An 18,814-nucleotide genomic window follows, 5' to 3' on the forward strand; every position below is an offset into this window, starting at 1 on the left:
AAACACCTCATTGGGATGTGAGCAAAGGTGGCCGACGCAGCAAACCGTGCACCGGCCCGAACACCACGGACAGCAGATACCAACCGCCAGCCACCAACACGATGGCCGGGCCGCTGGGCAGCGAGTAATGGAACGACAGCAACAAACCGAACCACACCGAGAGGCTGCCGAGCACCGCGGCAATGGCTATCAGTACTGGCAAGCGGCGACTCCAGAAGCGTGAAGCGGCCGCGGGCAGCATCATCAGACCGACTACCATCAAGGCACCAATGGCCTGGAAACCGATCACCAGGTTCAGCACCACCAGTGTCAGGAAAACGCCATGGGCCAGGGGACCGAGTCGGCTCACGGATCGCAGAAAGAGTGGGTCGAGGGTGTCGAGCAACAGGGGGCGATAGATCAACAGCATGGCGATCAGGCTCACTGCGCAGACCCAAAGCATGCCCGTGAGGGTCGGGCCATCAACCGCCAATGCCGAACCGAACAGCAGGTGCAACAGGTCCAGGCGTTTGCCCGCGATGCCGAGAATCAACACGCCGCTGGCCAGGGAAATCGGGTAGATCGCTGCGAGGCTGGCGTCCTCTCGCAGGCCGGTGCGACGGGTAATCCAGGCAGCGAGTCCGGCCATGCTCAGGCCGGCACCGAGGCCGCCGAGGGTCAGCGCGGGAAGGCTCAAACCGGCAAACCAGAACCCCAACGCTGCGCCGGGCAAAATGCCGTGCGCCACCGCATCACCGATCAGGCTCATTCGTCGCAGGATCAGAAACACGCCTAGCGGCGCTGTGCTGCAGGCCAGTACCAGACCGCCGAGCAGCGCCCGACGCATGAACACGAATTCGTGGAACGGTTGCCAAAGTTGAGCGGCGGCAAGCATCAGGCCACCTGTGCTTGCGGTCGCTGATGGATGAGGTCGGTGCTCGCCCCAAAGACGCAACCACTGCTTTTGATCAGCAGTATGTGTGGAATGTGATGGCGAGCGGCGGCAAGATCGTGGCACACGACAACCAGGGTTCTGCCTTCTGCGTGCCAGGCGTGGAGGTGTTTCCACAGCAGTAGCTGACCGAGTTCATCCAGCGCGGCATGGGGTTCGTCGAGTAGCAGCAAAGGTGCTTCAGCGAGACTCAAGCGAGCGAGTAGGGCGCGTTGCAATTCGCCGCCGGAGAGCGCCATTAAAGGGCGTTGCTCCAGGCCACTCAGGTGCCAATCATCGAGGACCAATTCCAGGCGTTGGCGACATTGTTCCGGCGATTGCTTACTGCGCCAGAAACCGGCAGCGACCAATTCCTGAAGGCTGATAGGGAATTGGCGATCCAGATGTTGCTGCTGTGGTAGGAACGACAGTCCGCCCTTGCGTGGCGCGTCCACCAGGATTTTTCCCGCGAGCGGTTTTTGCAGGCCGGCGATGACTTTCAACAGGCTGCTTTTCCCGCTGCCGTTGGCGCCTATCACGGCGGTCAGGCTTCCCTTTGGTAACTCGATATCGAGGGACGGTGTCAGTGGCTGCCCCGGAGCGCCCCAACGCAAATGCTGACAACGAATCATGCGACCTCCCGGTTCCATCGACTCTCGGCGACCGCGTCGTGAGCGTGGAGGCTTTCAGCGTGGATCACTCGTATGTGAAATCCGTTGATACCGGGTGAACGCTTGAGGGCCAGATTCAAGCGTCGGGCAGCGTCTTCGCAGAACATCAGGTTCTGTCCGTTGGCGAGGGCGAAGGCTTGTTCGTCGGCACGCTTCACGGCGGTTTGCACGGCGGTGCCGAGGGCTGCTTCTGCATCGTTGATCAGTGCGATCAGCGGTAACTCATCCAGACAATCGTCCAGACGCAAACGTAGTTGCGCGGAGCTGCGTTGACTGTGCGGTGTGGCGACGATGCCCTTAGGGGAGCCGAGCCAGGCCAGTACTTCTGCGTGATACAAAGCGCGATTGGCAAAATCATCCACGAATTGCTGCTGAATCAGTTGCCGGGAAAGCGCTGCTGAGCAAGGGCACGTTGAGGAATAACGCACGTCGATTTTTAGTTCCACGTGGAACATCGCGTTTTTCAGATGCGCTTCGATGCTGATGGGATAGGTTTTCCAACCGGCCAACGGACTGAGCAACGCCGGTCTTTTCAGCAGTAAATCGGTGTGAATGTTCAGATAAGCACTGTTTGAAAGTCCTTCATGACTGTTCAGGAAACTCTGCAATACCCGTCGAAGCAGAACGGGCGAAAGAGTTTCCTGCGCCAGCATTTCCAACGCGAGGTAGAGCCGCGACATATGAATGCCGCGCGCCTCGCCATTATCGAGACTTACGCCGGCATCGGCTGTTGCGGGCAGTCTTTGGCTATCGAGCAAAACAGGAAGAGCAATGCCACACATGCCTACCCACTCAAGTGGCAAGGCTTGGCGTGAGGCCTGCGCGGCGATATCCGGCAGAGTCAGCGCATTCATGAGCAGGTCCATCGTGGGAGTTGATTTGGCATGTTATATTGTAACAATGAAATCGACGATGCCTTTTTCATGAACGGGTTTTCATCATGCATAGACGTACCGTGCTCAACCTGATTCTGGCCAGCGCAGCAAAAGTCCCAGTCCTAACAACCGGCAATTCGGCTACAGGTGAACTTGGCGCTGTTGCCTCCGGAACTGGAAAACCGGTTGATCGTGGTCCAGCCGACGCGCTGGTTGTAGCCGACCCACGCCTCTCCGTCGGAAGCGATGCCGGTGAAAAACGTCATCTGGCCATATCGGCTGTTGGTCTGCGCCCAGTAGCGTTTTCCAGCCGCTTCGAAGCCCCGCAAGTAAATCGTACTGCTGGCAGTATTGACGCTGTAGGCATTGCCTTCGCCATCCACGCAGGCCAGCACGTTGGCGCTGCGGGTGCAGTTGGCCAACGTTGGAATTTGCGCCCAGGCATCGGCCGCACCCAGCAGTGAAATGCTCAACAGCGCCAGTTTCAGGGCATTACGCATAGCGTTTCTCACCAGCGGGAAGGTTTCCAGCATCGTGCCCTTTGATGTTGTGGGCAAGAGGGGAGTGGCTTGATTGTGTTGTTATACTATAACATAAAAACAAGCCCGACGATTTGACCGGGTACCCTGTGAGGAACATCTGATGCCCAATCGCCTACCTGTTACCGTCCTGTCGGGCTTTCTTGGTGCCGGAAAAAGTACACTTCTCAATTACGTACTACGTAATAGAGAAAATTTGCGGGTCGCTGTCATCGTCAACGACATGAGTGAAATCAATATCGACGGCAGTGAAGTCCAGCGTGATGTCAGCCTCAATCGCGCAGAAGAAAAACTCGTGGAAATGAGCAACGGCTGCATCTGCTGCACCTTGCGCGAAGACTTGCTGGAGGAAGTGAGCAAGCTCGCCCGGGAAGGTCGTTTTGATTATCTGCTGATCGAATCAACCGGTATTGCCGAACCGCTGCCAGTGGCGGAGACGTTTACGTTTCGCGACGAAAACGGCCAGAGCCTTACTGACATCGCCCGACTCGACACCATGGTTACCGTGGTCGATGGCATGAATTTCCTGCTCGACTACCAGGCCGCCGAGAGCCTCGCTTCCCGCGGCGAAACACTGGGCGAAGATGACGAGCGTTCGATTACTGACCTGTTGATCGAGCAGGTCGAGTTCGCCGACGTCATCTTGATCAGCAAGATCGACCTGATCAGCAGCCGCGAGCGTCAGGAGCTGATCGCGATACTTGAACGGCTCAACGCCCAGGCGGAAATCATCCCGATGGTCATGGGTGAAGTGCCGCTGGAGAAAATCCTCAACACTGGTTACTTCGACTTCGAAAAAGCCGCTCAGGCGCCGGGCTGGCTGCGAGAGCTGCGCGGCGCACGTGTACCGGAAACCGAGGAGTACGGAATCGCCTCCAGCGCTTACCGTACGCGCCGCCCGTTCCATCCACAGCGCTTCTTCAGCTTCATCGACCGGCCATGGGTGAACGGAAAGCTGTTGCGCTCCAAAGGTTTTTTCTGGCTGGCGAGCAAGCACATGGATGCCGGGAGCTGGTCACAGGCCGGTGGGTTGATGCGCCATGGTTTCGCCGGGCGATGGTGGCGTTTCGTGCCGAAGAATCAATGGCCGCAAGATGCGGAGAGTACCGCCGCGATCATGGAGAACTGGACGGCTGCCAACGGTGATTGCCGACAGGAACTGGTGTTCATCGGCCAGAACATCGACTTCGCGCGGCTCAACGCCGAGCTCGATGATTGTCTACTGACGGATGAAGAAATGGCACTGGGTGTCGAAGGCTGGCGATTGCTGCCGGACCCATTCGGCCCTTGGAACGAAGACGCCGCGTGACGCCTCAAGGCTTGAGCCAGGTCCCCTGGCTCTGGGCTTCGCAAAACGGCTTCAGATACGCCGCATCCGTGGCTACGCCGTAATAGTGAATATCCTGCCGGTAGGGCATATTGGCGACTTGGGCGTTGCTGCACACGCCGAACGCCCCGCTTGGGCATTGCTCGACGTACTGCACCTCGACCTTCTGCCCGGCCAGTTTCGGCTGGCAGAAACTGTCGGCGAAGAGTTTTTCCGGGATGTTGCGGTTCTGCTGGCAGACTTTCACGTCGAGCCGTTCCGCCTGGCTGTGGACGACGCAGGCCTGGGCCAATGCTTCGCCGCAGGGCAGAATCAGCAGCAACGACCATCCCATCCACCGCATCCTTACCTCCTCAGAACCTTCGATCATGTTGCAGAACATACCCACCCACGTCATCGCCGGGCCATTGGGGGCCGGCAAGACCAGCCTGATCAAGCACCTGCTGGCGCAGCGTCCCGCCGGTGAGCGCTGGGCGGTGTTGATCAACGAGTTCGGCCAGATTGGCCTCGATGCCGCGTTGTTGACCCGTGACGCCGATGGTATCGCACTGGGCGAAGTGGCCGGGGGCTGTTTGTGTTGCGTCAATGGTGCGCCGTTTCAGATTGGTCTCGGTCGTTTGTTGCGCAAGGCGCGGCCGGATCGACTGTTCATCGAGCCTTCGGGGCTGGGCCATCCGATGCAGCTTTTGCAGCAGTTGAGCGAGGCGCCATGGCAAGGCGTTCTGAATGTGCAACCCAGCGTGTTGGTGCTCGATGCGCAGGCGCTCATCGCAGGCAAGCCGCTGCCTGCGGCGCAACAGGAGGCATTGAGCCGCGCGGGTCTGTTGCTGATGAACAAATCCGAAGGTCTTGAGGAAGGTGATCGCCAGCGGATCGCCGAATCGTTGCCGTTACGTCCTTTGTATTGGACACAAGAATCCGCGTTGCCATTGAGCGAGTTGCCCGGTCTTGAGGCGCGGGCGGTGGCGGGTGTGGATAACTTTGTGATGCCCAAGCCTCTGGCGCAGCTCCCGGGGATCTGGACTGACCCGACGCTGCCGATTCGTTTAAGTCAGGCGCAGGAGGGCGGTTGGAGTATCGGGTGGCGCTGGCATCCGAGTCAGACCTTCGATGCGGCACTTGTCGGCCGGTGGCTGGAAAGCCTTGTCTGGCGGCGGGCGAAGCTGGTTATCCACAGTAGCAGTGGCTGGGTTTCGGCCAATGCGCTGGATAACTCGGTGTTGGCGTGGCAGCCCAGCGAGTGGCGACAGGATTCGCGAATCGAGTTGATTTTCAATGAGTCGCAGGATGTGGATGTGTTGCAAAGAGGCCTGGCCGACTGCCGGTCGATTTGAAGATCACGGCCGCCATTTGTTGTGTTCCTGCCGCCAATGGCTCAGCTCGATCACCTCGGCGCTCGGTTTGACCACATCAACGACGGGCGGCGCATCGTCAAACGGCATCGGATAAGGCGCCAGCTCGATCTGCGCACTGTGGGCGCCGAACTGGGTGATGGTGCCGTTATGCCGGCTTTCGCCGGTCACCGTGAATTCGAAGTTATACACTCGGGCCAGGCGCCGCCGGCCACGGGCATCCTTGAGAAACGCGATTTTTTTCAGCGCCACGTTACCATCCAGCAATTCGATGCCGACGTTGCTGCAATGCTGCTTGACCCGCTCCAGCGCGCGTTCGCGCAGGCCGTGGTTGTGCCACAGCCAGGCGCCGACGGTGGCAAGCAGCATCAGCACGAAAATATTTCCAAGGGTCAACATCAACAGGGCGCTCCAACAAGATAGTGTCAGCTTAACTGCGTCGCCGGTCTGTCGTACAGGCTGCGTTTAGTCGCATACTGCGCCGCTCGAATTTCAATCGTTTTACGGAAACTCACCGCATGAAACGTACGCCCCATCTGCTCGCTATCCAGTCCCACGTGGTGTTTGGTCACGCAGGCAACAGTGCCGCGGTTTTCCCGATGCAGCGGGTCGGGGTGAATGTCTGGCCGCTCAACACCGTGCAGTTCTCCAACCACACGCAGTACGGGCAGTGGACCGGTGACGTGCTGGCGCCACACCAGATCCCCGATCTGGTCGAAGGCATCGCAGCCATTGGCGAGCTCGGCAATTGCGACGCGGTGCTGTCGGGTTACCTCGGCAGCGCGGCGCAGGGTCGGGCGATCCTCACGGGTGTGGCGCGGATCAAGTCCATGAATCCCAAAGCGCTGTACTTGTGCGACCCGGTGATGGGCCATCCGGAGAAGGGTTGCAGTGTGCCGGCGGAAGTCAGCGATTTCCTGCTGGAAGAAGCCGCCGCCGTGGCCGATTTCATGTGCCCGAACCAATTGGAGCTCGACAGCTTTTCGGGGCGCAAGCCGCAGTCGTTGTTCGATTGCCTGGCCATGGCACGAGCGCTGCTGGCACGCGGGCCAAAAGCGGTGCTGGTCAAGCATCTGGACTACCCGGGCAAAACCCCGGACGTGTTCGAGATGCTGCTGGTGACAGCCGAAGGCAGTTGGCATCTGCAACGTCCGTTGCTGGCGTTTCCGCGTCAGCCGGTGGGTGTTGGCGACCTGACGTCCGGGTTGTTCCTGGCGCGGGTGTTGTTGGGTGACAGCCTGGTGGCTGCTTTCGAGTTCGCCGCGTCGGCGGTGCATGAGGTGTTGCTGGAAACCCAGGCCTGTGCGAGCTACGAGCTGGAACTGGTGCGGGCGCAAGACCGGATTGCCCATCCGCGGGTGCGGTTCGAAGCGACTTCGATTAGCTTGTAACCGGATCAGAACAAAAAGATCGCAGCTTGCGGCAGCTCCTACAGGAATTCGCATTTCTCAGTAGGAACTGCCGCAGGCTGCGATCTTTTGCTTTAGGCGTCGCCCTTGATTTCCTGATAACGCTTTTCCAGCTCCTGACGGATCTGACGGCGTTGCTGGGCCTGAATGTATCGGCGCTTGTCCTCGCTGTTTTCCGGTTGCAGCGGCGGCACCGGGGCGGGTTTGCGCTGGTCATCCACCGCGACCATGGTGAAGAAGCAGCTGTTGGTGTGGCGCACCGAGCGCTCACGAATGTTTTCGGTCACCACCTTGATACCCACCTCCATTGAGGTGTTGCCGGTGTAGTTGACCGAAGCGAGGAAGGTCACCAGTTCGCCGACATGGATCGGCTCACGGAAAATCACCTGGTCCACCGACAGGGTCACTACGTAACGGCCGGCATAACGGCTGGCGCAGGCGTAGGCGACTTCGTCGAGATACTTGAGCAGGGTTCCGCCGTGAACATTGCCAGAGAAGTTGGCCATGTCGGGGGTCATCAGTACCGTCATCGACAGCTGGGCGTTTCCGGGTTCCATAGCGTTCTCACGGATCAAGGCAAGGTTTGAGGGGCGCACCTCTGCGGGTGCCTGCGTGGTTTTTTCAAACCAACAGTTATCGGGACGCCGGGCGGGAAGCCGCCGTCACGCCGGATCGATCTGTTTCCATATATTGCACCGCCTTTCTGCCGGAAGTCGCGGTGTTACCCTGCAAAAGCCCACCCAGAAGGGCAAATTCCTACGTGAAAAGCAGATTTGTATCCCGCTCAATCGGACGTTTCCTGCGTCTGCTGGTTGAGCCATGTCACCCAAGGAGCCCCACGCCATGCATGCCATCAGTTTCATTCAGGATCTGGCAGTGATCATGTTGATTGCGGGTGTGGTGACTGTGGTTTTCCATCGCCTCAAACAGCCAGTGGTTCTGGGCTACATTGTCGCGGGTTTTATCATTGGCCCGCACACCCCACCGTTCGGGCTGATCCACGACGAAGAGACCATCAAGACCCTGGCGGAACTCGGGGTGATTTTCCTGATGTTCTGCCTGGGCCTGGAATTCAGCCTGCGCAAGTTGTTCAAGGTGGGTGCCACAGCGTTTATCGCGGCGTTCCTGGAAATCGTCCTGATGATCTGGATCGGCTACGAAATCGGCCGCTGGTTCGACTGGAACACCATGGACTCACTGTTCCTCGGCGCGATCCTGGCGATCTCCTCGACCACCATCATCGTCAAGGCGCTCAACGACCTGAAGATGAAGAATCAGCGCTTTGCGCAGCTGATTTTCGGTGTCCTGATCGTCGAAGACATCCTCGGTATCGGCATCATCGCCTTGCTGTCGAGCATCGCGGTCAGCGGCACGGTCAGCTCCGGTGAAGTGTTCTCCACGGTTGGCAAGCTCTCGTTGTTCATGATCGTCGCATTGGTGATCGGCATTCTGCTGGTACCGCGATTGCTGGCATACGTGGCCAAATTCGAAAGCAACGAAATGCTGCTAATCACCGTGCTGGGCCTGTGTTTCGGCTTCTGCCTGTTGGTGGTCAAGCTCGAATACAGCATGGTCCTGGGCGCGTTCCTGATTGGTGCGATCATGGCCGAATCTCGGCAACTGCTGAAAATCGAACGCCTGATCGAGCCGGTTCGCGACCTGTTCAGTGCGATTTTCTTCGTCGCCATCGGTCTGATGCTCGACCCGATGATACTGCTGCAGTACGCCTGGCCCATCGCGGTGATCACAGTGGCGGTGGTGCTCGGCAAAATGTTGTCCTGCGGTCTTGGCGCCTTTATCGCCGGAAATGACGGGCGCACCTCACTACGTGTCGGGATGGGTCTTTCACAGATTGGCGAATTTTCTTTCATCATCGCTTCGCTGGGCATGACCCTGCAGGTCACCAGCAACTTCCTTTATCCGGTGGCCGTGGCGGTTTCGGTGATCACCACGCTGCTGACGCCTTATCTGATTCGAGCGGCAGACCCGCTGTCGATCAAATTGGCCGCAGTAATGCCGCAGCGGCTGGGTCGGGTGCTGGGGATTTATGGCGAATGGCTACGCAGCATCCAGCCGCAGGGCCAGGGGGCGCTGCTGGCGTCGATGATTCGACGGATTTTGCTTCAGGTGGGGGTCAATCTGGCGCTGGTGGTCGCGATTTTCTTCGCGGGCGCTTACTTCGCCGAACGAATCTCTACGTACCTGCAAGACTGGGTCAGCGATCCGAGCTGGCAGAAGGCATTGATCTGGGGCGGTGCGTTGCTGCTGTCGTTGCCATTCCTGATTGCCGCGTATCGCAAGCTCAAGGCATTGTCGATGTTGCTCGCGGAAATGGGCGTGAAGCCTGAAATGGCGGGGCGCCACACAGAGCGAGTGCGCCGGGTGATCGCCGAAGTGATCCCGATTCTCTCGCTGCTGGTGATTTTCCTGCTTTTGGCAGCCTTGTCGGCCAGTATTCTGCCGACCAACAAGTTGCTGGTGCTGATCGCTGTGGTCGCAGCCGCCGTGGCGGCGCTGCTGTGGCGCTGGTTTATCCGCGTCCACACGCGCATGCAGGTGGCGTTGCTGGATACCCTGGACAACCACAAGGATTCACCAGGGCACTGACCCAGTGGGGCGTCAGCTGACTCAGCTTTCCAGCCAGACGTCCCGCGCCCAGTGCCAAACCGACTCCCAGGTTTCTTCGGCGATCAGCTCTTCTTCCGCCTGCCAAAGCACTACGGTGCCGTCCTCTTCGACGCAGTAGTAGTCATCACCGTCCTGGCAAATCGGGATCAGGCTACGATCGACACCGGCGTCCCAGGCGTTGGCAGCAACATCCGGCAGGTAGGTGTGGGATTGCGGGTCGGTGACGGTCACCGGTTCCAGGCTGCCGTAGACAACGTCGCTGACGGTCAGCAAAAACTCTCTGAAGACGAACGGAATATCGATGAACAGTTGTTCTTCGATTTCCACCAGCAGATCTTCGTCGGGCAACTCCAAGGGGACCGGTACCGGTTCGTTGGCTTCACGCAGTTGTTCGATGATTTCTTCCACGTCCGGGATCCTCTTGCTTGTATGGCGCGGTTTATATGGGGCGGTTTATACAGTAGCTTGCTATAGATGCAACCGCGAAATAGAAAACCCCAGCCGAGGCTGGGGTTTTTATTGCAGCAAGTGAAGCGCGGAGGATGATCAGCCGTTCTGGCGGATACCTGCCACCAGCCAAGGCTGGTTTTCACCCTGTGCACGTTCCATGTTCCAGCTTTCGCTGAACACTTCGCCCTGGTCGAAACGCGAGGATTTCGACACGCCACTGAAGGTCAGGGTGGCGATGGTCTTGTCGGCGCGGTCATCTACGCCGTCCAGCTGCACATTGAGGTTATCAATGTAGGTGGACTGGAAGGCGTCACCCAGGTCAGCGCGTTCGCGCTTGAGGAACTCCAGCATCTGCGGGGTCACGAACTCGGAGATCTTGTCCATTTCGTTCGCGTCCCAGTGCTGTTGCAGCGACTGGAAATGGTTGCGCGCGGCTTCTACGAAGCTCTGTTCGTTGAACCAGGCCGGAGCGTTGATCACCGGACGAGCGGCAACGGGTGCGGCCGAACCACCGAAGATCGAGCCCATGGCTGGCTTCTGTTCGAACGCTTCACGTTGCATCGGCGCGTGGCCGGCCGGAGCGAACTGCTCCTGCTGCTTGCGACGACGAGCGGCGATGAAGCGGAAGACCAGGAATGCGATGACCGCCATGATCAGGATGTCGAAGATCTGCATGCCCTGGAAGCCGTCGCCCATGAACATGGACGCCAGCAGACCGCCGGCAGCGATACCGGCCAGGGGGCCGAGCCAGCGCGAAGCACCGCCAGCCTTGGCCGCAGCGCCAGCGGCACCGGCAGCACCCGCGGTCGCCGCAGCGCCGCCCATGCCAGGAGAAGAAGGAGCCATCTGGCTGGTTTGGTGAGTCGGCGCAGCGCCTGCGCTTTTGCCGCCACCGAAGCGCTTGGCGGCATTGACGTCGAGACTCATCGTCAGGCCGATGCACAACGCCATGGCGATGCTAAGAAAACGTTTCATAAAGGGAATTCCCATTTGTGGAAGGCACGCGCGCCATGTTGCACAGCTGAAGTGTTACTGGCTAGCGGCAGAGTGTTTCCGGCTTTTGCCTGACAGGTCGGGTTCAGCTTCAGTCAGCGCAATAAGGCCTGTTAACTTTGGTCTGTAGGATGAGTGGATAAGTTCTGTAGGAAGGATGTCTAGCGTCGCAGCGCGAGCAACACGACCCCTGCGGTAATCAGGCCGATTCCACCCCATTGGCGCAGGTCTAGTTTTTCACCCAGTAACATCACGCCAAGTACGGCCACCAGCACCACGCTGAGCTTGTCTACCGGGGCGACCAATGAAGCCGGGCCGACTTTGAGTGCACGGAAATAACAAATCCACGATGCACCGGTGGCCAGGCCTGACAACAAAAGGAACAGGTAGCTCTTGGGAGAGATCGATCCTAATGACTGATATTGGCCCGTGGCGTACAAAATCAAGGCCAGGCTGACCAACACCACCACGGTACGCAGCAGGGTCGCGAAGTCGGAGTTAACGTTTTCGACACCGACTTTGGCGAAAATCGCGGTCATGGCCGCAAATGCCGCCGACAACAGCGCCCAGAATGTCCAGGATGAAAAGAAGCCTGAGCCCATCTCATCTCACCTTTAAATTCAGATATCGGTCTGGAGCCTGCCTATAACCTGTGGGAGCAAGTGTCCTCGCTCCCACAGAAAAGCTAGATCGCTTCCAGCTTCGCGTACCCCAGCATCAGCCACTTGCTGCCTTCGCCGAAGTTCACCTGGACCCGGGCCTGTGCGCCGGCGCCTTCGAAGTTCAGAATCACCCCGTCGCCAAACACCGAATGCCGTACTGTCTGGCCGAGACTGAAACCGGTCTGCGGAATCTCGCTGCCGCTGAACAGGCTGCCGCCGCTCATCGACTGGTTGCCACCAAACGGACGACTGACGCTATTGGAAAGCCGCACTTCCTGGATCAGGCCTTTGGGCACTTCGCGTACGAAGCGCGACACCTTGTTGTAGGTTTCGCTGCCGTACAGGCGTCGGGTTTCAGCATAGGTCATCACCAGGTTCTGCATGGCGCGGGTGATGCCGACATAGGCAAGACGGCGTTCCTCCTCAAGACGGCCGGGCTCTTCCAGACTCATCTTGTGCGGGAACAGGCCTTCTTCCATGCCCACCAGGAACACGTAAGGGAATTCCAGGCCCTTGGCGCTGTGCAGCGTCATCAGTTGAACGCTGTCTTCGTGCTCGTCGGCCTGGGTATCGCCAGCCTCCAGTGATGCGTGACCGAGGAACGCCGCCAGCGGCGTCAGGTCCTCGTCTTCTTCACTGTTTTCGAAGTTGCGCGCAGCGCTGACCAGTTCCTCAAGGTTTTCTACCCGGGCCTGGCCTTTCTCGCCTTTCTCCGCTTCGTGGTAGGCGATCAAGCCTGACTGCTCGATGACCGTCTGGGTCATCAGGTGCAGCGGCATTTCCATGCACTTGGCGGCGAGGTTTTCGATCAGTTCGATAAACGCGCCGAGCGCGCTGGCCGCACGACCGGTCAGGCCTTTATTGGCCACCAGTTGGCGCATCGCTTCCCACATCGACACATCGCTGTGGCGCGCATGGTCGCGGATCGCTTCGACGGTTTTTTCGCCAATGCCACGGGCCGGGACGTTAATCACCCGTTCCAGCGCGGCATCGTTGCCACGGCCTTCCAGCAAACGCATGTAGGCCATGGCATTCTTGATTTCAGCCCGTTCGAAGAAGCGCTGACCGCCATAAATGCGGTACGGAATGCGTTCACGCAGCAAGGCTTCTTCCAAAACGCGCGATTGGGCGTTGGAGCGGTACAGAATCGCGATATCGCTGCGAGACAGGCCGGTTTTCAGCGCGCTTTCGATGGTTTCAACAACGTAGCGGGCTTCATCGTGTTCGTTGAACGCGGCATACAAGTTGATGGCTTCGCCATCACCGCCATCGGTCCACAGTTCTTTGCCCAGACGCCCGGTGTTGTTGGCGATCAAGGCGTTGGCGGCCTTCAGGATGCCGGCGGTGGAGCGATAGTTTTGCTCCAGACGAATGGTTTCAGCGTCCGGGAAGTCCTCGGAGTACTGATAGATGTTCTCGATTTTCGCGCCGCGCCAGCCGTAAATCGACTGATCGTCATCGCCCACCACCATCAGGCTGTCGCCACCCTTGGCCAGCAGGCGCAACCAGGCGTACTGCACGGCGTTGGTGTCTTGGAACTCGTCCACCAAGATGTGCCGGAAACGCTTTTGATAGTGCGCCAACAGGCCCGGATGATCGCGCCACAGGTCGAGCGCACGCAGCAGCAATTCGGAGAAGTCGATAACCCCGGCGCGCAGGCACGCAGCCTCATAGGCTTCATAGATGCCGCGCATGGTCGCCAGGAACAGGTCGCCGCTGGCTTGAATGTGTTGCGGGCGCAGACCTTCGTCTTTCTGCCCGTTGATGAACCATTGGGCCTGACGGGCTGGCCAGCGTTGTTCATCCAGGCCGAGCTCGCGGATTACCCGCTTGACCAGCCGCTGCTGGTCGTCGCTGTCGAGAATCTGGAAGGTCTGGCTCAGCCCGGCTTCCTGCCAGTGCGCCCGCAGCAAGCGGTGCGCCAGGCCGTGGAAGGTACCGACCCACATGCCGGCCGGGTTGATACCCATCAGCTGCTCGATGCGATGGCGCATCTCGGCAGCGGCCTTGTTGGTGAAGGTCACCGACAGAATGGAGTGGGGCGACGCGTTTTCGACCTGGATCAACCAGGCGATACGGTGCACCAGCACTCGGGTTTTACCGGAACCAGCACCGGCCAGGACCAACTGACGACCCACGGGGGCCGCTACGGCCTGCCGTTGGGCATCGTTGAGGGAGTTCAGCAGAAGGGAGAGATCATCGCGCATCGGGGCATTCTAGGGGGCGACGTCACACCGGGCAAACCCCGCTTTGCTTTAGCCGATGAAAGAGGCGTGCGGGACGACCGGTCGGTCATTGGCTGTAAGCGTGGGCCGGTCTCGTCTGGCCGCTCGCGGGGTGAGCCGGGTGCCCGATTTTTTTGTTTGTTTTTTGACCGGGGGCAGTTTGGTCCGGGCACTGGCTTGTGTATGCTCCGTCGACGTTTCGGGCCCCATGCTCGTCATTATAAGAACAAGAATATTGCCTATGACCTTCAGCTCCGACCTGTCGGGCCCCACCGTGGAGCCCCGGGTTATCCGAAAACAGTACGCCATGGAAATGGCGGTCGAACGCACGCGACTGCTCTATCAGGGCTCTTTGCTGCCGACACTGTTCATGTTGATCAATGGTCTGGTCTGCGCCGGGTTGCTCTGGAGTCCGCAGCGCTACTTCCTGGTTAGCGTCTGGCTGGTGTGGTTGTTGTCATTGGTGGCGCTGCGGGTGATTCAGGTGGCGGCCTTCGATTCAGCCATTCCCAATCGGCAGGCCCATCCCATCTGGCGGCGGATGTTTTTACTGGGTTCCGGCCTCACCGGCCTGACCCTGGCCGGTGCCGGTATCGCCTTGGTTCCCGCCGATTACTTCATTCAGCAAGCCTGGGTATTCGGCCTGATCGGCGCGGCAGCCCTCTCGGCCAGCGTGGCCTACGCGGTCAGTTTGCCGGCATTCCTGTCTTTCACTTTGCCTTGCCTGTTGCCGGCCATCGCCTTCATGTTCTGGGGTGGTGACGAGCAACAGCACGGTTGGGGTTGGTTCGGCTTGATTCTGCTGGGCGCATTGAGTGTGGTCGCCTGGCAGGTCAATCGCCTTATCGATCGCGGCCTGTTGCGACGCTTTCAGAATCAGGCGCTGATCGAGCATCTGCAACAGGCACAGAACGGTAGCGATCAGCTCAATCAGAAACTGGCCAGGGAAATCGAGCAGCGCCGGCGTGCAGAAGACGAGTTGCGCGAAATCCAGATCGATCTGGAAAGCCGCGTCGCCCAGCGCAGCCTGGAGCTGGACGCCGCCAACCAGGCGCTGAGCAAGAGTGAGGCGCGCCTGGCGCTGGCATTGAAGGCCAGTGAACTGGGGCTGTGGGACTGGAACCTGCAAACCGACGAAGTGCATCACACGCAGATTCAGGAGTTGTTCGGCCTGAAGCCGGAACAGGTGACGGCAATCCTGCGCCACCTCAAGCCACGCCTGCACCCCGAGGATCTTCCTGCGCTGAAAAGGGCGCTGGTCGAGCATTTGAAGGGACGCACCGAGGATTACCAGATCGAATACCGCGTGCGGCATGGCGACGGTCACTGGGTGTGGATCGAAGACCGTGGGCGCGCAGTCGAGCGTGCAGAAAACGGCCGGGTGATCCGCATGGTCGGCACTCGCCGCGACATTAGCGTCAGCAAGGCGCTTGAAGAACAGCAGCAATTGGCGGCGACGGTGTTCGAGGCCGCCAGCGAAGGCATCGTGATTTTTGACCCTGATTACGCGTTGATCGCGGTCAATCAGGCCTTCAGCCGTGTGACGGGCTATGACATCGAGGAAATTCTGGGTCGAAACGTGATCGAGTTGCCGTGCAGTCGCGATGCGCGCCGGCATTACACCGCGATTCATCAGGCGCTGGAGCAGCACGGCAGTTGGCAGGGCGAATTGGTGGAGACCCGCAAGAACGGCGAGATGTACCCGCAATGGCTGCACCTGAATACAGTCCGCGATCCCCGGGGAAAGGTGAGTCATATTGTCGGCTTCTTCGCTGATCTCTCCGCCCGGCGAGAATCCGAAGAGCGCATGCGTTATCTGACCCATTACGACGAACTCACTGGTTTGGCCAATCGCTCGATGTTCCGCGAACGGCTCAGCGAGGCGCATCAACGGGTACGACAGGGCGGTTACCGCAGCCTGGCGTTGCTGCACATCAATCTCGATCGTTTCAAACAACTCAATGACAGCCTGGGTCATGAAGTCGCCGACCAGTTGTTGCAGAAAATGGCGCGGCGGCTGGTCAATGCATTGCCGGAGGCAGACACGATCGCGCGCCTGTCCGGTGACGAGTTTGCTGTGTTGTTCAACGCCTACGGCAACCTTTCGAGTCTCGCGCGGGTGGCGACACGCTTATCGAACAAGTTGCGCATACCGGTGACGGTCGAGGGTCATGAACTGGTGGTCAGTGCGTCGATGGGCATCAGTTTGCTGCCGGACAGTGCCCGAGAGATTTCCGCCTTGGTCAGTCAGTCGAACATGGCCATGCAACACGCCAAGCATCTGGGCGGCAACAACTTCCAGTTCTACACCGACAGCCTGCAAGCCAGCACGCTGGAGCGGTTGCAGCTGGAAAACCAGTTGCGCAAAGCGGTTGAAGAGAAGCAGTTGAAGGTGTTTTACCAACCGAAACTGTGCCTTGCCACGGGCAAATTGAATGCCGCCGAGGCGCTAGTGCGTTGGGATCATCCGACCATGGGACGCGTGCCTCCGGGGGATTTCATCGGTCTGGCCGAAGAAACCGGGTTGATTGGACCGATCGGTGAGTTCGTATTGCGCCAGGCCTGCTGGCAAGCCTGTGAGTGGCAGCGCCAAGGCCTTGAAGCGATCCGGGTGTCGGTGAATCTGTCGGTGCATCAGTTGCGCCAGGGAAAACTGGTCAGTCTGGTGCGCCAAGTACTGGAAGAGACCGGGCTGGCGCCGCGTTTTCTGGAGCTGGAACTCACCGAAAGCCAGTTGCTGGACAGCGTTGAGCACATCATCGCGACCTTCCAGCAACTGCGAGATTTGGGTGTGAAACTGGCGATTGATGATTTCGGCACCGGCTATTCATCCCTGAGCTATCTCAAGCGGATTCCGGTTGATTACGTGAAGATCGATCAGGCATTTATTCGAGGCTTGGGGGAGGGCAGCGAGGATGCGGCAATCACTCGGGCGATCATCGCCATGGCGCACGGCCTGTCGTTGAAGGTGGTGGCGGAAGGGGTCGAGCGGCGCGAGCAGCTTGAGTTTTTGAGAACCGAGCGCTGCGATGAGGTGCAAGGGTATCTGATCAGTCGACCCATCGAAGCGGACGGATTGGCGAGTCTGCTACGAGAGCAATGTGCCGTGTGAACGGTTCAACTTCCCGCCGGACACGTTCGGTGCCGACGGGAAGCCAGGAAGCTGATGGGTTATTAGTGGGTAATAAAAACTTTGTCGATGTGGTGCAGCAACTTTCCATCGTAGAAAATGCTGACGCCAGTGACATTCGAGTCCCCCATCACTTTATATTCTACAAACTTGTCGGTTTCTACCTGCAAGAAAATCTCGTTGGACTTCACCAGTTTAAGTTCCAGGCGCAAATCGAAGGATTTGTCCTGGATTGCAGTTTTTTCCAGCGTAGGCGTAATGCCGGGATGGCCAACGGTTACGGTGCCAAAGGTACGGAATGATGCAGCGCCGGGCATGCGATCGATTTGTGCGGTCCAGTCTTTTGTTTTAATGCTCATAATGTGTAGTTCCTTTAATTACGTGTTTGCTTCCTGCGCAATTAATATATCCAGATCAACTTGTGAGTGGGTGATTTTTATTGGTCGTATTTGTAAGGCTGTATGTTGTGTTGGGATGCAGGCATAACTATGCTTTGAACTTTTCAGAACTGCCAACTTGTTTTTTACCCCTCAAGACTGATGTTGGGGGGGGCGATCAGATCTCCGACATGAGTGCTACATGAAGCGCGGGCACCTGAAATCGAGGGATTCGGTAACGCATTGAGCAGGCAAAATGCCGATTCATGTAGTATAACTACAAGCGTGCTACATCCCCGGCACCTGCCAATAACAAAGAGTCCAGCCCCTTGAATCTGCTGCAACACATCGCCCAGTCTCGCCACCTGTTACGCAAGTCGGAGCTCAAGGTCGCCGATCACGTGCTGCTTGACCCCGCGGCTGTGATGCACAGCTCCATGGCCGACCTGGCCCATAGCGTCGGCATCAGTGAACCGACCATCGTGCGTTTTTGCCGCGCCATCGGCTGCTCCGGGTTCCAGGACCTGAAGCTCAAGCTGGCCCAGAGCCTCGCCGCGGGTGCGAGTTTTGGCCAGTTCGCGATCCACGAAGATGATTCGGTCGCCGACTACAGTCTGAAAATTTTCGACACCACCCTGCACACCTTGATGGAGGTTCGCGAAAAGCTCGATCCGGTGGAGTTGCAGCGAGCGGTGACGCTGATGTCCCAGGCCCAGCGCGTCGAGTTCTATGGCTTCGGCGCCTCGGGTGCGGTAGCGGCGGATGCGCAGCACAAGTTTTTCCGTTTGCTGCTGACCGCGGCGGCGTATTCGGACCCGCACATGCAGGCGATGTCGGCGGTGACCCTGAAACCGACCGATGTGGCGATCTGTATTTCACAGTCCGGACGTTCCAAGGATCTGCTGATTACCGCGAACCTGGTGCGCGAAAGTGGTGCTTCGTTGATCACCTTATGCCCGAGCCAGACGCCATTGGCCGAGCTGTCGACCGTCAACCTGGCGATCGATGTGCATGAAGACACCGAAATCTATACGCCGCTGACCTCGCGTATCGCTCACCTGGTGGTGATCGATGTGCTGGCGATGGGCGTGGCCATGGCGCGGGGACCGAGCCTGGTCAACCACCTCAAGAGCGTCAAGCGCAGCCTGCGCAGCTTGCGGTTGTCGCCCAAGTCGGTGAAAGCGCTTGACGACTGACGTCGTCGTAAGGTCGTTCCGACCTTAATCGCGAGCAGGCTCGCTCCCACCTTTGACCGCGTTCTCCTGT

General features: G+C 58.8%; 18 protein-coding genes. 6 read left to right on the top strand and 12 right to left on the bottom strand.

Annotated elements, in window-relative coordinates; all coding sequences use genetic code 11:
* Window positions 1-7 precede the first annotated feature (7 nt).
* From ACNYC6_RS13900 to ACNYC6_RS13915, 4 genes are all read right to left on the bottom strand, one after another.
* A complete protein-coding gene (locus ACNYC6_RS13900; RefSeq protein WP_419712746.1) occupies window positions 8-874 on the bottom strand; it encodes a metal ABC transporter permease in 867 nt (288 codons plus the stop codon).
* On the bottom strand, window positions 874-1,542 hold the full coding sequence (locus ACNYC6_RS13905) for a metal ABC transporter ATP-binding protein (RefSeq protein ID WP_419712747.1): 669 nt from the start codon (window positions 1,540-1,542) through the stop codon (window positions 874-876). The genes ACNYC6_RS13900 and ACNYC6_RS13905 overlap by 1 nt, the downstream gene beginning before the upstream one ends.
* Window positions 1,539-2,435, bottom strand: coding sequence for a GTP cyclohydrolase FolE2 (folE2, locus tag ACNYC6_RS13910; protein ID WP_419712748.1), 897 nt, complete (start codon window positions 2,433-2,435; stop codon window positions 1,539-1,541). Before folE2 ends, ACNYC6_RS13905 begins: the two co-directional genes overlap by 4 nt.
* A 143-nt stretch (window positions 2,436-2,578) precedes the next feature.
* Window positions 2,579-2,956: a glutamine synthetase gene (locus ACNYC6_RS13915; protein ID WP_419712749.1), complete on the bottom strand. Its 378-nt coding sequence runs from the start codon at window positions 2,954-2,956 to the stop codon at window positions 2,579-2,581.
* Between the two features lie 142 nt (window positions 2,957-3,098).
* Between ACNYC6_RS13915 and zigA the strand changes: the two genes are divergently transcribed.
* Entirely contained in the window at window positions 3,099-4,304 is a 1,206-nt protein-coding gene (gene zigA, locus ACNYC6_RS13920; protein ID WP_419712750.1) for a zinc metallochaperone GTPase ZigA, read from the top strand.
* Window positions 4,305-4,308: 4 nt separating this feature from the next.
* On the opposite strand, the gene ACNYC6_RS13925 is transcribed toward zigA, so the two are convergent.
* Window positions 4,309-4,665, bottom strand: coding sequence for an NADH:ubiquinone oxidoreductase (locus tag ACNYC6_RS13925; RefSeq protein WP_419712751.1), 357 nt, complete (start codon window positions 4,663-4,665; stop codon window positions 4,309-4,311).
* 25 nt (window positions 4,666-4,690) lie between these two features.
* Here ACNYC6_RS13925 and ACNYC6_RS13930 point away from each other — a divergent pair, with 25 nt between their 5' ends.
* Window positions 4,691-5,656 (top strand): CobW family GTP-binding protein, encoded by a 966-nt coding sequence (locus ACNYC6_RS13930; RefSeq protein ID WP_419712752.1) that lies wholly within the window; start codon window positions 4,691-4,693, stop codon window positions 5,654-5,656.
* Between the two features lie 3 nt (window positions 5,657-5,659).
* Here ACNYC6_RS13930 and ACNYC6_RS13935 read toward each other — a convergent pair whose 3' ends face one another.
* Window positions 5,660-6,073, bottom strand: a complete 414-nt coding sequence (locus ACNYC6_RS13935) for a DUF3301 domain-containing protein (protein WP_419712753.1) — start codon at window positions 6,071-6,073, stop codon at window positions 5,660-5,662.
* A 119-nt stretch (window positions 6,074-6,192) separates the two neighbouring features.
* Here ACNYC6_RS13935 and pdxY point away from each other — a divergent pair, with 119 nt between their 5' ends.
* Window positions 6,193-7,065, top strand: coding sequence for a pyridoxal kinase PdxY (gene pdxY, locus ACNYC6_RS13940; RefSeq protein WP_419712754.1), 873 nt, complete (start codon window positions 6,193-6,195; stop codon window positions 7,063-7,065).
* A gap of 92 nt (window positions 7,066-7,157) precedes the next feature.
* On the opposite strand, the gene ACNYC6_RS13945 is transcribed toward pdxY, so the two are convergent.
* Window positions 7,158-7,640 carry an acyl-CoA thioesterase gene (locus tag ACNYC6_RS13945; RefSeq protein WP_095194575.1) on the bottom strand — a complete coding sequence of 161 codons (483 nt, stop codon included), beginning with the start codon at window positions 7,638-7,640 and terminating at the stop codon, window positions 7,158-7,160.
* Between the two features lie 286 nt (window positions 7,641-7,926).
* On the opposite strand from ACNYC6_RS13945, the gene ACNYC6_RS13950 reads away from it, so the two are divergent.
* On the top strand, window positions 7,927-9,690 hold the full coding sequence (locus tag ACNYC6_RS13950; protein ID WP_419712755.1) for a cation:proton antiporter: 1,764 nt from the start codon (window positions 7,927-7,929) through the stop codon (window positions 9,688-9,690).
* A gap of 21 nt (window positions 9,691-9,711) precedes the next feature.
* On the opposite strand, the gene ACNYC6_RS13955 is transcribed toward ACNYC6_RS13950, so the two are convergent.
* The 4 genes from ACNYC6_RS13955 to uvrD form a co-directional block, all read right to left on the bottom strand.
* Window positions 9,712-10,119 (bottom strand): SMI1/KNR4 family protein, encoded by a 408-nt coding sequence (locus ACNYC6_RS13955; protein WP_003187120.1) that lies wholly within the window; start codon window positions 10,117-10,119, stop codon window positions 9,712-9,714.
* Window positions 10,120-10,257: 138 nt separating this feature from the next.
* Window positions 10,258-11,136, bottom strand: coding sequence for a Tim44 domain-containing protein (locus tag ACNYC6_RS13960; RefSeq protein WP_419712756.1), 879 nt, complete (start codon window positions 11,134-11,136; stop codon window positions 10,258-10,260).
* A 179-nt stretch (window positions 11,137-11,315) separates the two neighbouring features.
* Entirely contained in the window at window positions 11,316-11,756 is a 441-nt protein-coding gene (locus ACNYC6_RS13965) for an EamA family transporter (RefSeq protein WP_419712757.1), read from the bottom strand.
* Between the two features lie 83 nt (window positions 11,757-11,839).
* Complete coding sequence (gene uvrD / locus ACNYC6_RS13970) at window positions 11,840-14,023, bottom strand: DNA helicase II (RefSeq protein WP_419712758.1); 2,184 nt, start codon at window positions 14,021-14,023, stop codon at window positions 11,840-11,842.
* Window positions 14,024-14,282: 259 nt separating this feature from the next.
* On the opposite strand from uvrD, the gene ACNYC6_RS13975 reads away from it, so the two are divergent.
* The gene (locus ACNYC6_RS13975; RefSeq protein ID WP_419712759.1) at window positions 14,283-17,153 is read left to right on the top strand and encodes an EAL domain-containing protein; all 2,871 of its coding nucleotides are present in this window, start codon (window positions 14,283-14,285) and stop codon (window positions 17,151-17,153) included.
* A gap of 62 nt (window positions 17,154-17,215) precedes the next feature.
* Here ACNYC6_RS13975 and ACNYC6_RS13980 read toward each other — a convergent pair whose 3' ends face one another.
* Window positions 17,216-17,530 (bottom strand): hypothetical protein, encoded by a 315-nt coding sequence (locus ACNYC6_RS13980; RefSeq protein WP_419712760.1) that lies wholly within the window; start codon window positions 17,528-17,530, stop codon window positions 17,216-17,218.
* Between the two features lie 347 nt (window positions 17,531-17,877).
* Between ACNYC6_RS13980 and hexR the strand changes: the two genes are divergently transcribed.
* Entirely contained in the window at window positions 17,878-18,744 is an 867-nt protein-coding gene (hexR, locus tag ACNYC6_RS13985) for a transcriptional regulator HexR (RefSeq protein ID WP_007927594.1), read from the top strand.
* Window positions 18,745-18,814: the final 70 nt, after the last annotated feature.

It is taken from the genome of Pseudomonas sp. NFX224, assembly GCF_048565165.1.
Taxonomy (GTDB): domain Bacteria; phylum Pseudomonadota; class Gammaproteobacteria; order Pseudomonadales; family Pseudomonadaceae; genus Aquipseudomonas.

Bases quoted from the DNA above. Each gene is read 5' to 3' on its own strand.
- ACNYC6_RS13900 (WP_419712746.1), bottom strand. From the start codon at position 874: ATGCTTGCCGCCGCTCAACTTTGGCAACCGTTCCACGAATTCGTGTTC.
- ACNYC6_RS13950 (WP_419712755.1), top strand. From the start codon at position 7,927: ATGCATGCCATCAGTTTCATTCAGGATCTGGCAGTGATCATGTTGATT.
- pdxY (WP_419712754.1), top strand. From the start codon at position 6,193: ATGAAACGTACGCCCCATCTGCTCGCTATCCAGTCCCACGTGGTGTTT.
- ACNYC6_RS13905 (WP_419712747.1), bottom strand. From the start codon at position 1,542: ATGATTCGTTGTCAGCATTTGCGTTGGGGCGCTCCGGGGCAGCCACTG.
- uvrD (WP_419712758.1), bottom strand. From the start codon at position 14,023: ATGCGCGATGATCTCTCCCTTCTGCTGAACTCCCTCAACGATGCCCAA.
- ACNYC6_RS13980 (WP_419712760.1), bottom strand. From the start codon at position 17,530: ATGAGCATTAAAACAAAAGACTGGACCGCACAAATCGATCGCATGCCC.
- zigA (WP_419712750.1), top strand. From the start codon at position 3,099: ATGCCCAATCGCCTACCTGTTACCGTCCTGTCGGGCTTTCTTGGTGCC.
- ACNYC6_RS13915 (WP_419712749.1), bottom strand. From the start codon at position 2,956: ATGCGTAATGCCCTGAAACTGGCGCTGTTGAGCATTTCACTGCTGGGT.
- folE2 (WP_419712748.1), bottom strand. From the start codon at position 2,435: ATGAATGCGCTGACTCTGCCGGATATCGCCGCGCAGGCCTCACGCCAA.
- ACNYC6_RS13945 (WP_095194575.1), bottom strand. From the start codon at position 7,640: ATGGAACCCGGAAACGCCCAGCTGTCGATGACGGTACTGATGACCCCC.
- ACNYC6_RS13965 (WP_419712757.1), bottom strand. From the start codon at position 11,756: ATGGGCTCAGGCTTCTTTTCATCCTGGACATTCTGGGCGCTGTTGTCG.
- ACNYC6_RS13935 (WP_419712753.1), bottom strand. From the start codon at position 6,073: ATGTTGACCCTTGGAAATATTTTCGTGCTGATGCTGCTTGCCACCGTC.
- ACNYC6_RS13960 (WP_419712756.1), bottom strand. From the start codon at position 11,136: ATGAAACGTTTTCTTAGCATCGCCATGGCGTTGTGCATCGGCCTGACG.
- ACNYC6_RS13925 (WP_419712751.1), bottom strand. From the start codon at position 4,665: ATGCGGTGGATGGGATGGTCGTTGCTGCTGATTCTGCCCTGCGGCGAA.
- ACNYC6_RS13930 (WP_419712752.1), top strand. From the start codon at position 4,691: ATGTTGCAGAACATACCCACCCACGTCATCGCCGGGCCATTGGGGGCC.
- ACNYC6_RS13975 (WP_419712759.1), top strand. From the start codon at position 14,283: ATGACCTTCAGCTCCGACCTGTCGGGCCCCACCGTGGAGCCCCGGGTT.